The sequence below is a fragment of the Allorhodopirellula heiligendammensis genome, from assembly GCF_007860105.1.
In the GTDB taxonomy this organism is placed as follows: Bacteria; Planctomycetota; Planctomycetia; order Pirellulales; family Pirellulaceae; genus Rhodopirellula; species Rhodopirellula heiligendammensis.
The window spans coordinates 532169-545954 of sequence record NZ_SJPU01000003.1 but is presented as its reverse complement, the minus strand read 5'-3'; the positions used below and the strand labels follow the sequence as shown (position 1 = coordinate 545954).

The window sequence follows — 13786 nt, the reverse complement described above, 5'->3', positions numbered from 1 at the left end:
AACTGTGCCCTCACTCACCAGGTCGACAGTGGGGCGTGCCCTGCTCATGTCGGTATTGATCGTCGTGGCTACGGCCTCTTGCGCACCAACAACACTTCACGCTCAAGAATCGAGCGAAACGTTTTGGGATTCCTCTAAAAAGCGGGCCGACCGTGTGGCTCGCTTTTTGACTGGTCGAGAACAAGCCGATCCGGTGCGGGCGCGTGAACTCTACCAGGAGGCCGACGCCACTTTTCGTGCGGCAGCCATCGAGGCCAGCACGATAGCCCGTGATGGCGAAGAAGAGGGAGATGAAAAGTCGGAATTCGCCAGTGCCGCTAAACTTTTCCAACGCGCCGCCGAAGCTGAACCAGATTCGGCACTTGCGCAAGATGCGCTCTTCATGCAAGCCGAAAGTCTATTCTTCGCCGACCAATTGCCTGCTGCAACGGACGTGTATCAAAAGCTGCAGAAGGACTTTCCGCGAAACCGTCATAGCGACCGCGTGGCATCACGTCTCTTTGAGATCACTCAATACTGGATTGACACGGACAAGGCTCGTCCGCGTGGCTGGTGGGCGCTCAACCTGTTCGACCCTACCCGCCCTCGTTTAGATACCGAGGGTCACGCGATTCGAGTGCTCGACCAAATTCGTTATGACGACCCCACCGGACGGCTCGCCGATGACGCCACCATGGCCGCCGCAGCGGAATACATCCGCCAGGGCGACTTTGAAATGGCAGACGAATTTCTGAAAGACTTGCGGGACACCTTTCCCGACAGCGACCATTTCTTCGTCGCACACCTGTTGGGAATTCGCGCAAAACTCGAGATCTACGGTGGACCTCACTACAGTGGATTGGTGCTCGAGGAAGCTGAAAAACTGATCGAACAGACCCGGCAACGGTTCCCGGAAAAGATGCAGGACCAAGAGATCGCTGAGATGGTTGCTCGAGCCTCCGCTGAGGTCGCCTATCGACGCGCAGAACATCTGTTTGAGCGTGCCCGGTACCGGGAAAAACGCGGAGAGAATCGGGCCGCTGCAAAGTACTACCAGAGTATTCTCGACGACTATCCAAGCACGCCGCTGGCCGATCAAGCTCGCGAGCGTCTTGAAGGCATCGACGGATTGCCCCCGGTACCTCCGGAGCGTCTGACGTGGCTCCAAGCAGTTTTTCCTGATAGCGAGAAATCACCGCCGCTGATCACAAAATTCCCGTCACGGCAGAGCGAAGACAATGAAACAATGCTGCGGTAAATATCATGGTTGCCATTAAAACGATCTGGATCGTACTGTTGCTACTCGCCATTGGCCCTGCCACTGGTTGCGCGCCTTACCGGTTTGGTGATGCAGCCTTATTTCCGCCTGGAATTCAGACGGTTCACGTACCGGTTGTTCGCGACGCCACGGTACGTCATAACCTGGGCGTGCAGTTGACCGAGGCGGTAATTCGCGAAATCGAATTGCGCACGCCCTATAAAGTCACTGCGGACCCCTCGGCGGATACCACGCTGAAGTGTGAGATCATCAACGAAGCGAAAACGGTGCTCAGCGAAACAAATGAGGATTATCCTCGGGCGCTCGATGCAGGCGTGCAAGTTCGCGCGTCGTGGACCGATCGACAGGGACAGTTGCTATTCAGTAATTCCATCGTCCCCACCGACGACCTAGCGATTCTGTTCACACAGAATGAACGATTTGTTCCCGAAGCCGGTCAGTCGGTCGACACCGCGATGCAGCAGGCGATCGAAGACCTCGCCGCCCGGATCGTCAGCCAAATGGAAACCCGCTGGTGAACCGAGTGTCATCAGGCATCCGGCAACCTCGACTGCCCAGCCCCTGACGCGTCTCGGCTCCATAGACGGTCCGTAACCGATCCGGCTTAATTGATGGATCACTCACCAGCCTCGGCAGAGCCCTCGCAAGCTAGACGGATTTTCGACTAGAACCGCTACCTCACCAACGCCGTCGCCACCCCATCCGAGATGGCGACGTTTAGATTCTCATCAGTCCATGCCTGGGACCCACAGCTTGCTCGGTGCAGCCGCAGGCGGAGCTTGGCCACCGCTGGCCCCCGCCGCGGGAGCAGGGGCATTACCGCCTCCAGGCGTCCACAACCCGCCGCTGTCGGCCTGGGGCGATGCACCGCGGGGAGCTTGAACGGGCGAGCCATCGGGACGAATCAACCCAAATTGCATTAAGAGTTGTTGCAAACGACCCATCACTTCAGGGTCCTGCCCATGTTCGCGGGCAATCGTCTGCACGCACTCCTGGAACTTCTCTCCATCTCCCGCTCGTAAACGCAGCGGAACTTCCGCTAGCAGCAATGACGCGGTCGAAATCGACTGCTTCTTCGCATATGCCTTGGCGGCTTCAAGGTTCTCGATGGCTTCCTCGGAATTCGTCGCCGACTGCATTAGGAACGAGTAGGCGACTAACTTGGCACCGGCGAGTTCCCCCTGTTCAGACAAGTCCATTTCCAGCAACCGACGCGATGCCCGCCGTCCGATTTTGGCAGCAGAAACCTGCTGTGCCCGCTGGATCAAGTAGATCAGGTTTTCAATGTCCACTCCCACCGGGTCAATTCGGTTCAAGTCGTACGCGGGAATGTTTTCGACATCATCACCTTGGGGTGTGATTGTTTCGGGCACCGGACGATCACCAATCTCGCACAGCCGATCAACCAAGTTCTCATCGCGTGCAATCAGTGCATCTTCACCTTCGATGTAGCGGATCAATGCCGCCCGCTGCAGCCACTTCGAGTCGTCTCCGGCGGCATCCTTGAGTGACTGATCGCCCAGCAACGGGAGGGCTGTCTCGGAGAGTTTCGCGACCGCCCGGCTCTTAAATAGGTCTTGTTGCAACCGGTCGAAGGCTTCGGAATCGGTAATCTTCAATCCTCCCGGTTGGATCATGGCCTCATAATGCAGCGGCAGTGTACCCTCGCGTTCCGATTCGAAATGGAGTCCTGGGAGGGCGAGTCCAAGCTGTTCGCGAGCGAGCTGTTCCGACTGCGCGGACACGCCGACGACCTCGACCCGCGCCGCCCGATCCGTCTCGCGACCATACAGTGTGACCAGTCCAATCGATTCAGGGACTTGGTCGAGGTCGCTGGGGATCCCGTCCGCTGCGGGCGGATCGCGATCGAGCAATTGGAATGCTGCCCGGGGCCCGATCTCGCTGTCGCCCTTAAGCTGCTGCAGGAATTCGGGCGGCAGATCAGCGAATCGTGCGTGGGAAGACAGTGCCATGATCGTTTCGTCGAGCGATTCGACATCGGCTTTGAGCGACCGTTTCTCGACGGAGACCGGGGCCGCGTCAGGCCCCACCACGAACGACGTGGCCAGGAAGCGGGCCCGTTCGTCGGCCGACAGTGTCTCGCACTGCGATAGTTTCTCGAGCAAATCAATCTGTTTTTCGTAATCACCCCGCCAGAGGGCGCAGGTCAGTAGTCCCGATAGCACCGCAGGCTGCAATGGAGCAACCCGCTGAAGCGATTCGAGTTTGTTCTCGGCGAGCGCAATTTTGTTGTTGGCCAACAGCAGAGTCGCTTCATCGAACCGCTCAGCCCAATCGACATCGTCGGGGCGCGGCAGCGGCTCGGGCATAACCTTCGCCAACAGATTGACGGCTGGGTCGCGATTGATTTGCTGCAGGACATTGGCAGCAATCTTGGAACCTTCATAACCCTCGGAAACAAATGCCAACGTGGCGTAAATCCGCGCCGTCAATAAGATCCCATTGCCCGCTAAACCGTAGGAGAGCAGCGATGCCACGTCGAGTACGAACGAGTCCACATTTTGGCCGCTCTCGGTAAGAGCCTCCAGCATCAGCTCGGTCGCTTTACCCAGATCCTGGCTGAACATTGCCGCCGCAGCGCTCTGCGTCAACGCGAGCGGGTTGGACGGTTGTAAACGGGAAAACCGCTCAGCATTCTCTGTCAAACCACCGTATTCTCGTAAATCCATCAGCAATCGTCCACGGACTGCCAGCGCCCAAGCTGCATCAGGATGTTGTTCGAGAATCGAAGCCAACCGATCCAAGGCTGGCACGAGCTGGCCTCCCTCGATCATGGTCATCACCCGATCGAGTTCATGCACGGAATCCTTGCACTTGCAGAATTTGATTTTTTTACCACTACCGCACGGGCAGATTGCGTAGGTATCGATCGACATAAGGTCACTTTGGGAAGAAACGTGAAATCGGTTGCCGCCGCAACTTACCACGATGTCGCCGGCCTCCCAAGCCACGGTCAATTTCGACAGTGGCAATTTCGACAGTGGCAATTTGGGCACACTGAGACAGATGGTGACAACCCGCTTGCGTTCTTCTCTGCCGGGGTCATTTTGCCAAGAGAATGAGCGTGAGCGCCGAAGTAGCGGTCTTGAGCGGCATCCACAAAGACTGACCAAAACGTTACCGAGTGCTCACAGTGCTTTCAGGTATTCGAGTAACTCCTTTTTCTCAAGCGGCGTTAGGTTCGTCCCGAATTCATGACCACAGTTCGAGTTGCCAGTATTCCGATCGTGGGGATCCGAATGGAGGACCTGATCTCCAAACTTGGTTTGATCCTTCGCCAAGCCCACCTTGTCGAGATCGTAGTTGGGCCCAATCCTAAACTTTGTGGGACCATTTGAGGCAGGCTCCAAGAGATCCGCGAGCGTGGGCACTGAACCATTGTGCAGATAGGGAGCTGTCGCCCAGATTCCCTCCAACACCCGGGACTCATAGACAAATTCGCTCGTTGCATCAACGCTTGCCGGCGCCAGCGTGGCCCTCAAAGCCGACTCATTCTGGGAGGGATTGATGAAAGCGCCTCTCAAATCTCGTAACTGGGGTGGTAATTTGAAGTTGTCACGGTCTTCTTCAACACGGCTTCGCATTTGCAACTTCGTATCTTCGTCCGCATTGTTTGCGAGTCGCTCCTGCTGCATCAGTAGAATCCCGCCGGATTCACGCTGGATGATTGAGCCAAGCACCGAGCAGGCCAAAATTTTGAACGAAGCATCAGTCGGCTTCAGTTTCTCAGTAAGGAACGGAATGTTTTTTCCTTCCAGCCCGCACGAAGTCGCCGTCCAGCCCAGGATTTTGTACTCTCGTGAATCGGTTCCGACGTCCCTTAATGGCGTCGCCCAGGTTTTGTTGTTGAAGAACCGTGTCGTGCCCGGCTGCTTTCCGTGACCGTCGATACAACCACCCTGAGCGGTCGGCCGATCGAGTATCTGCTTTCACTGTGCCATCCGATGCTGATCGATCGGCCATGGATGTTTCGGCGGTCCGATGTCCTTGATCAGGTTCTCCAGCGGGCGAAGACCGTCGAAATTCGCGGAGTTGTACTGGAGAAAATTCACGCCGGAAACTTTCAAGCAGTCAGCCGAGCACGTCAGCCGGATTCGTCCCTTCTCGGGTGAAACGACTTGAACGCCCAGGCCAGCCAATTCAGTCAGAATCTTGGTGAGAGTGAGGTTCATAATTCCACCTCGCTGCCGTACTGCTCGGGAGGGGTTGGCAAGCTGCCAACTTCAGTTGGGCAGGGTTGGGCATAGTTTGGCTGGTCCTCTGGCATATGCGTAGGGATTTCCGGATCGACTAGCCGAAGTGTGCCCAACTGTGCCCATTCGCTATTTTCCTCGTGTTTTACGGGGTCAGTCAGTTCTTCGATTTTGTCGGCCTCGGTCTTCAATCGCACGCCTCGATAGACTGTTTTGTCGCGATTTGGCCCGTGCTTGGGTCGGTCTTTTTTGAACCGCTCAGCCATTGCTCGACCGAATAGGGTGGAGGTCCATTTGCCCCGATACAGCTCGGAGTAGTCCCGAAACAATTCCTTTGCCCGTCCCTCTGCGCCGTCCTCTTGCACGCAGTAATCCCGCAGGAACTCTGCCAGTGCATCCGAGTCAGTTCGGTAGCCGGCGGTCGCCTCGGTGACGCAGGATGGCTCCTGTAGCCCATGCTCACGATAATCGAGATAGCCGCGAACCAACCACGACAATATCCCCGGCCCCTCGTGCTTGACGAGCCAACGGTCGAAGTCGGCAATCGGCTTCACCTTTTTGCGGAGGTCGACGGAAAACGGGATCAACTTCACCCGGCGCCAAACCCCCTCATCGGTGCCAGTAATCTTCGGCAAGTGATTGGTTGAAATCCAGAACGTATGCGTCCGCTGGAAGCTCCAAAAATCCTCATGCATCCGCCGAGCGGTGATAGTTCGATCGCCGGTCAGTTCCTTAACTCGCGCCTCCTTGAGTTGAGAGTTTTTCTCCGGCTCACTGATTGCCACGAATCGCTTTTGGTAGAGCGCCGCCTTTTCGGTTGGATGGTTATTCTTCTCACCCATCAGCAGTTCCTCGTTGGCGAGCGAGGCATAATCTCCTAGTAGGTCGGATACGCAATTCCAGATCGTTGACTTCCCATTACAGCCCGCGCCGAACGCAATCGGTAGGATGTGCTCACCCGTGTCGCCGCTTAGCGAGTAGCCCAGCAGCCGCTGAACGTACCGAATTAGCTCTTGGTCGCCGTCGAAAATCAGATTGATAGTCTGAATCCACTTGGGGCAGCCGGCAGCGGGATCGTAGGCGACGTTCGCTTTCTGGGTGATGCGGTCCGCTGGGTTATGCGGCCGCAGTTCGCCTGTAGTCAAGTCGATAGTACCGTTGAGGCAATTCAGCAGCGTCGGATCGCTGTTCAGCTCATCGACTGGGCAGACGACGCGCTCATCGACCTCAGCCAGCGACAGGAAGCTCGATATCTTGGCTGTCTGATTGGTTGAGCGAATAAATGATACCGCTTTGGCTAGGTCTGATCGGTCCAGTTGCGCCGACATCGCCGGCAGTGCGTGCCAGAGTGATTTGGCGTACCGCTTGGCCCGCTGCATTGTGCCGACTCCGCAGTCGTCAGCCCACCGTGTGCCATCCCACGACAGCCACTTCCGCCAGGGCGGCACGTGCATCACCTGTGATGAGTATGCGTTGACGAATCGGTCGGCATTGGCCACGTCAGTGCGAAACGCCTCAAACTGAATCCAGCCGAATTGCCCGTTGTCCTCGCCGGCATCCGTGCTATGATGGTCCTGACGTTTCGTCGCGTCACCATTCAGCGGGGCCTTCCGGTTTGCATCACCGGGGGCCCTTTTTTCGTTTGTGGCCGTGCTCATGAAAACACCTTCGGCACGTGGGCGTCGATTCGCTGGCGACGTGATTCGCGTGCCTGCTTGGCTTGCGTTTTCTTAACACAATCGGGCGTCATGAACTCATCGAGGTCACACCGGCGGATCGTCCATCTCGGACGGGTCGCGGCGGACGTGTTGACGGCAGGGAGCCTGCCACTCTCGCAAAGGGCGCGAACCTTTTGGATTGACATGCCGATGATTTCGGCTACCTCGCCAGTGCCGAGATACTGCTTTTCCGAGTGCTGCGTTTTCATAAAAAAACCTTAAGAGTGTTAGTGAACACTCAAAAGGTATGGCGACGTTTAAAATGATCGACAGCGCACCGGTGCGCTGCTGGTGCGCACCGATAGCTAGCCTAGCGTTTTAGCACGTTCTTCGCCGGAATCCGTGATAATGAACCCAAGCTTTCCTACTGACTTTACGTAGCCAACTTTCTTTAGATTGTCCATCGCTCGCTTGCTTTCGGATCCCCAGTTCAGTCGCTCGATTAGTGCTGCTCGTGTGATCGGGGAGTTCTTATCGGCGCCGATGGCACACATCTCCGTGAGAATTGCAATATCATTTTCAGATAGTGTAGGCAATTCGCGTTCCTCAATACTTTCCAGTTCGATGATGTACTCATCGAGATCAGCCACCCATTCCAGCCACGCCTCTGGCAGTCGGCCATGCGAGACGAACGACCGCACGTCAGGTGTGCCGTCGCAGTGTCGCGAGATCTCCGCGTTTAGGCACAGCAATGTCTTTTTTACGCGTGGCTTCCATCGATTCAGTGGTGACGCATCGGGGGATAGTTCTTCAGCTTGCGGCAGTAGCTCCAGTGCCTTGTCGATGTTGGTGATAGTCGCTGCCAGGACCTCACGCGAAAACTGAATAATCGTCGGCCATGATCCGTTGTAGTGCATCGGCTCATCCGAACGCCCCAGCGTCCAGTCGTCATCCGTCGGGTTGTAGGATTTGCTGCGGACAGAATAGTCACTTGACGCCAATGCTCGCGCGCAGTTCACTAGCCGTGACAGCGTTGTTGAGAGGCTGCTGCTCATTTCGCCACCTCCGCGCCGTTGAGTACCCATTGGCGAACATGGTCTGTGACAGCCTTTATCCGCTCGTCACCGACTCCCTGAGCGTATCGGCTTGTCATATCTCGTTTATCCTTTACGTGCCCCATCAAGACCTTCACGGCGGCAAAGTCGAGCGACTCGCAGCCGATAGTTGCGAACGTGCGACGCAGCCCGTAGAACGTCGCCCCCTTCACTCCACAATCATCGCGGAGCTTGGCGAACACGGTACCGATGGAATCAACATGATCCTTGTCACCTTTGCCGCGAACCCAGGGGAGATTCTGCGATGTCAGGAACACCAAGTGCTTGTATCGCTCGCCTGAGTAGTTCCGGATCGCGAGATACTCCTTGATCGCAAACTTCGTCTCTGGCCAGAGGATAAACCGACGGGGGGCGCCAGTCTTCAATCGCGGCAAATCAATCCAGCTTTCATTGTCGTCAATCGTGGCAATGTCGTCCCACTCGATCGCGGCAATATCGGCGTTCCCGATCCCTGAATTGATTGCCAGCCAGATGAGCGGCTTAAAGTTGACTCGAGCGGCATTGATCAGGGCTAGGATGTCCCCTGCAGCAATGTCCTTGCGGTTCTCTGACTGCTGCTTGAGTGATGCCTTAGTTACAGCAACTTCGGTTTCGTTGGGAAACTTATTCCCGAATCTCGGCGCGGCGATGTACTCGGAATCGTGGCACCAGTTCAGAAACGTCTTGATCCTGCGAACATCCCCGGCAACTGTCTCGGGTGATCGCCGTGCTACCTGCCGGCCAAATACCTTCCCTCGCACCGGTTTGGTTCGCTTGACCGGTTCAAACAGGCGCAGCTTGATTTTCGCGTAATCATCCGGCCCCAGGCTCGAGATATTGCAATCAGCCCCGACGAAACCAATCAGCCGGCGGATCGTCCGTTCGCACAGTTCGATGTGACGCAGGCCAGGCTTGCCTGTGGTCTCGTGCCGCTGCCGCTGCGACGCGTTGAACACGTTCGCCAGCTCCGTGATCGTCGGACCCTTGTTGCGGCTCTTGGGGGTCTCACCGGCATACAGGGCATCTTTCTCCTTGTACCAGCGTTCCGCAGCGGAATCCTTATCAGTGCCGAAGTAGTGCGTCTTACCACGCACCTTTTTAGCCCACTGCCCAGTTGCGTGCCGGAACAATGGGAAGTCTCTATCACGCCTTGCTTTTGCCACGTCACTACACCCGATGAGAAATAGACCGTTAATACCGGCAAATTCTAGCAACTGGTGTAGTTTAGGTGTAGTCAGCCGGTTAAAAATCGCTATTTCCAATGCCTCACGTCGATTGTTACAGCTTGGGAAGCTGTCACTCTGCCAACTGAGTTACACCCGCAACTGAGCACCGTGGCGGTGCTCAATCGTTGTCACATATTCAACTTACTGCTGGCTAAGTGCTTCGCCACGCAAACTGGTATCGCCGCTGGCATCGACCACGGGGTTCAAGCCGCCTGTCAGCACATACCCATCGACGCGAGCGCGCGACTGGGCCAAGAGCGTTTGGGCGGAGAGATACCGCAGGTTGGTATCGAAGTAGGTCCGTCGCGCCACCAATACCTGGACGAAACTGGTTTCGCCAGCCTTGTACGCAATCTCAGCTAATTTTAGCGATTCGGCGGCGTTCGGCAAAATTAATTTTGAATAGCGGTCCACCGCGACACGCGACGATCCGTAATCGCTTGAGGCGACGGCTAAACGCTGCCGGATCGAGTTCTGTACCCGCTCGACCTCTCGGCAAGCCCGCACATACTCAGCCAAGGCTGCCGACATATTCCCCTGGTTGCGATTAAAAACAGGAATCGGTGCTCCGACCACAAAGTTGATCAGCCCATTCCCGGTAGCCTGATCCGAGCCTGCCCCCAGATTCAAGTCCAGGTTGGGGATTTTTTGGACATCCTGACGCGAGATGTTTGCTCGCGCCTGGGAGACCTTGGCCTGGGCAGCCTGATACTCGGGACTGGAGACGACCATCATCGATGCAACATCGTCCCAATCCAAATCTTCGGCGCTGGTAGGCAATTCACCTACCAATGCGACAGTCTGCAGTTCAGGTCGTCCAGCCAGGGCGGCGAGTTCGCGCCAAGCAGCCTGGTAGCGCACCTCCACCTGCTGTAGTAATAGGTCGATCTCGTTCTTCTGCACCTCCGCTTGCACCACATCGAGTTGCGAACCCTCCTGCCCCTGCTTACGCAACTCGGCAAGCTCTAGCCCCTTGTCAGCGACCGATTGAAATTCTCGAATCAGATTGAGCCGTCGCTGAGCGGCAAGGGCGGTATAAAAAGTGATCCGGATATCCGTCGCCACCCGGTATTTCTGAGCTTCCAGTCGCATCAGTTGTGACCGCAATGCCTCGTTGAGCACATTGCGATTGAGCTGCAGTTTGTCTGCCGTGATGATGGTTTGCGAGATGAATATCGTATGTTGATCGGTTTTGACATCGGCGAGCTGGTTGCCGTTGTAGCCGACCGTTGGGTTGGCACGCAAACCGACCTGAGTCTTGAATCCCGCCGCTTTTTGCGTCGTCGCCTCCAGCTCTGCGATCGTGGGATTGTTTGAAAGTGCAATCGACTCGAGCGCCTCGAGCGTGAGACCCTCTGAGTTTACGAGGGACGCGTTCACATCATTCGTGGCTGCGGTTGCCGAACCGACGGCGGACACGTCCGAACCCAATGCGATCAAGTCACTGAATGATGTGAGCAGCTCCTCCGGAGTGGTTCCCGGTGATTTAGGATCCAGCTCGACAGCTCCGCTCGTGGGGGTATCTGAAAGCGGTGACAGGACATCGCCCGTGTAGCCAACCGGTGTAACCTCCAGAGAGTGAGCTGCATCGCCGTCCTCCGGCGTGGAGCTCGCGATTGCCGGGCCGGCAACAGTATCTTTACTGGGCTCCACCTCGACCGCGGATGGATCCGAGAATACGCCGTGCGGGCGCAGCGACGCGCAGCCGGTCGTGAAACTGAGCGTGGTCGTCAGCCCCAGCGAAGCTAGCAACAGCGAACGCTTAGTCCGCCGGGTTAGAACGCCGGTCTTTGCGAATGTAGCCATCGGTTTCACCTCCATGTGATTATTATCGACCAGCCTGCATGGCCCATCGACACGGCACAGATCGGATATCAAGTCAAACCGATGCCACCCAATGCATCCAACCACGCGCGTGTCCGATCATGACGGTTGTACCGAAGACGCCTACAAAACATCCGGGTGACCCTCACATCCGTCCCTCTATACCGAGGGAAACATGCCACCGGTCTCCATCATGATGCGGGTGGTTGACGCGAATCAACGCGGTTTCAAATGATACAGGACGTCCTATCAGACACTTACGACGCCTTTGGATGGTTTGCCAACACCCATGGCAACCGTCGCCTCCAGACCTGAATTTTTGTACAAATCATCATGCATCAAAAATCGCTTTCTCTTCGGATTCACGGAATGGATTGCGCCGAGGAGGTGGCGTTGTTGAAACGTGAACTGGTCCCGCTCTTGGGCAGTGACGAACGACTCGGTTTTGACGTCCTCCGCGGTAAACTTTCCGTCGATCTGTCCCAGACGTCGGTACGGTCCGCAGATATCATGACTGCGATCCAACGAACAGGCTTGAGAGCGGAAGGATGGAACGAGGGGGCGAGCGAGACCAGTGACAGAATTTCCAAGGAGCAGCGTCAGCGTGCAATTTTCACCGCCGTCAGCGGAACGATGGGATTGGCCGGATTCATCCTCGCATCGCTCTGGCCAACGATAGCCAACACTGCTTCGCCCATTGCGATTACTTGCTACCTGTTGAGTATCTTGGCGGGTTTGTATCCGGTTCTGCCGAAAGCATGGCGGTCGGCGGTCACGCGACGGCCGGACATGAATCTGCTGATGTCCGTGGCGGTTTTGGGAGCAATCGCGCTTGGCGAATGGTTCGAGGGAGCGACGGTCGCCTTCCTATTCTCGCTATCGTTGCTATTAGAGTCTTGGAGCATCGGACGTGCGCGACGTGCGATCGCCACATTGCTGGATCTATCACCGCCGATCGCACATGTGCGTCTCGCGTCTGGGGACGTTCAAGACATGCGACCGGACGAGGTGACAATCGGTTCCATCCTCGTCATCCGCCCCGGTGAGAAAATCCCATTGGATGGGCGGGTGACCAAGGGCGCTAGCGATGTCGATCAGTCCGCCGTTACCGGCGAGAGCCTCCCAGTGAACAAGCAAAGCGGTGACGAACTCTTCGCGGGAACGGTCAATGGCGATGGTTTGTTGGAGATGGAGAGTACCACAGCGGCCGACAACACCACGCTTGCTCGCATCATCAGGATGGTCGGAGACGCCCATTCGAAACGGGCCCCTTCGGAGAAATGGGTTGAGAAGTTTGCTGCCATCTACACGCCGATCGTGATGCTGCTAGCGATACTCATGTTCCTCATCCCGCCACTGGCTTTTGCGGGTGCTTGGTCGGATTGGCTGTACCGATCTTTAGTACTGCTGGTGATCGCCTGCCCCTGCGCTTTGGTCATTTCGACTCCGGTCAGTGTCGTCGCTGCGCTGGCCGCAGCAGCTCGCAACGGGGTGCTGATCAAAGGCGGGGTGCACATCGAGACGCCAGCTCGATTGAAGGCCATTGCGATGGACAAGACCGGCACGCTGACACAGGGTACACCAACTATCGTGGACGTCGTCCCCTTTCCTGGTCATGAGAGGGTCGATCTGTTGTCACGAGCCGCAGCTTTGGAGATCAACAGCAATCATCCGCTCGCCCGTGCCATCGTGGAAGAAGCGAATCACGGCAAGATTGCGATCCCTGCCGTCGAGCATTTCCAGACGACCCAAGGCATGGGAGCGTCCGGTAGCATTGACGGGAAAACCTATTGGCTGGGCTCCCATCGATATCTCGTACATCGAAAACTAGAAACGCCTGAAATTCACGACCAGCTCGAGGCAGCCCAGCAGGCCGGTCGCACCGTCGTCGTCGTGGGAGATGAAACACAGGTTTACGGATTCATTACCTTGGCTGACGTAATTCGGAAAGAATCGCGTCAGGTGATCCAACAGCTGCATGCAACCGGTGTCGAGCATGTCGTCATGCTGACGGGTGATAATGCGGGCACAGCCAACGCCATTGCTGATCAAGCTGGCATCGATGAAGTTCATGCGGAGCTTTTACCCGCCGACAAAGTCGCGGCGATGGAGATGCTGGTGCAACGATACGACCAGGTCGCCATGATTGGCGATGGTGTTAACGACGCGCCAGCTCTCGCTCGCGCTTCGCTCGGCATTGCCATGGGGGCTGCGGGGAGTGACGCTGCGATCGAAACCGCGGACATCGCGTTGATGTCCGACGATCTGTCGAAACTGCCGTGGCTGATCCATCACTCCCAACGTACGCTCCGCATCATTCGCCAAAATATAACCTTCGCCCTGGGCATCAAGATTCTATTCGTCATCTTGACCTTCTCGGGCCATGCATCATTGTGGGCAGCGATCGCCGCCGACATGGGAGCCTCGCTGCTGGTGATCGCCAATGGGCTGCGGTTGCTGCGTGCGGATCATAACAACTGCTAAGGCAAACCGCGGGTGAATGATTGTTGTG

The 13786-nt window shown here is 56.6% G+C and carries 11 protein-coding genes; 3 read left to right on the top strand and 8 right to left on the bottom strand.

Annotated features, from left to right (window positions below; genetic code table 11):
* Positions 1-4 precede the first annotated feature (4 nt).
* Positions 5-1237, top strand: a complete 1233-nt coding sequence (locus tag Poly21_RS22010; RefSeq protein WP_302120130.1) for a tetratricopeptide repeat protein — start codon at positions 5-7, stop codon at positions 1235-1237.
* A 5-nt stretch (positions 1238-1242) separates the two neighbouring features.
* Positions 1243-1776, top strand: a complete 534-nt coding sequence (gene lptE / locus Poly21_RS22005) for an LPS assembly lipoprotein LptE (RefSeq protein WP_146409198.1) — start codon at positions 1243-1245, stop codon at positions 1774-1776.
* A gap of 210 nt (positions 1777-1986) precedes the next feature.
* On the opposite strand, the gene Poly21_RS22000 is transcribed toward lptE, so the two are convergent.
* The 8 genes from Poly21_RS22000 to Poly21_RS21965 all read right to left on the bottom strand — a co-directional run bounded on the left by Poly21_RS22000 (position 1987) and on the right by Poly21_RS21965 (position 11256).
* Positions 1987-4155, bottom strand: a complete 2169-nt coding sequence (locus tag Poly21_RS22000; protein WP_146409197.1) for a protein-disulfide isomerase — start codon at positions 4153-4155, stop codon at positions 1987-1989.
* A gap of 252 nt (positions 4156-4407) precedes the next feature.
* Positions 4408-4959, bottom strand: a complete 552-nt coding sequence (locus Poly21_RS21995) for a c-type cytochrome (RefSeq protein ID WP_146409196.1) — start codon at positions 4957-4959, stop codon at positions 4408-4410.
* A gap of 249 nt (positions 4960-5208) precedes the next feature.
* Complete coding sequence (locus Poly21_RS21990) at positions 5209-5451, bottom strand: hypothetical protein (RefSeq protein ID WP_146409195.1); 243 nt, start codon at positions 5449-5451, stop codon at positions 5209-5211.
* Positions 5448-7130 carry a DNA primase family protein gene (locus Poly21_RS21985; protein WP_146409194.1) on the bottom strand — a complete coding sequence of 561 codons (1683 nt, stop codon included), beginning with the start codon at positions 7128-7130 and terminating at the stop codon, positions 5448-5450. The genes Poly21_RS21990 and Poly21_RS21985 overlap by 4 nt, the downstream gene beginning before the upstream one ends.
* Positions 7127-7399: a helix-turn-helix domain-containing protein gene (locus Poly21_RS21980; RefSeq protein ID WP_146409193.1), complete on the bottom strand. Its 273-nt coding sequence runs from the start codon at positions 7397-7399 to the stop codon at positions 7127-7129. Before Poly21_RS21980 ends, Poly21_RS21985 begins: the two co-directional genes overlap by 4 nt.
* 96 nt (positions 7400-7495) lie before the next feature.
* Entirely contained in the window at positions 7496-8185 is a 690-nt protein-coding gene (locus Poly21_RS21975) for a type IA DNA topoisomerase (protein WP_146409192.1), read from the bottom strand.
* On the bottom strand, positions 8182-9354 hold the full coding sequence (locus Poly21_RS21970) for a tyrosine-type recombinase/integrase (RefSeq protein WP_146409191.1): 1173 nt from the start codon (positions 9352-9354) through the stop codon (positions 8182-8184). The genes Poly21_RS21975 and Poly21_RS21970 overlap by 4 nt, the downstream gene beginning before the upstream one ends.
* Before the next feature lie 237 nt (positions 9355-9591).
* Positions 9592-11256, bottom strand: a complete 1665-nt coding sequence (locus Poly21_RS21965) for a TolC family protein (protein ID WP_146409190.1) — start codon at positions 11254-11256, stop codon at positions 9592-9594.
* Between the two features lie 351 nt (positions 11257-11607).
* Here Poly21_RS21965 and Poly21_RS21960 point away from each other — a divergent pair, with 351 nt between their 5' ends.
* Entirely contained in the window at positions 11608-13758 is a 2151-nt protein-coding gene (locus Poly21_RS21960; RefSeq protein ID WP_302120125.1) for a heavy metal translocating P-type ATPase, read from the top strand.
* The last annotated feature ends 28 nt before the right edge of the window (positions 13759-13786 follow it).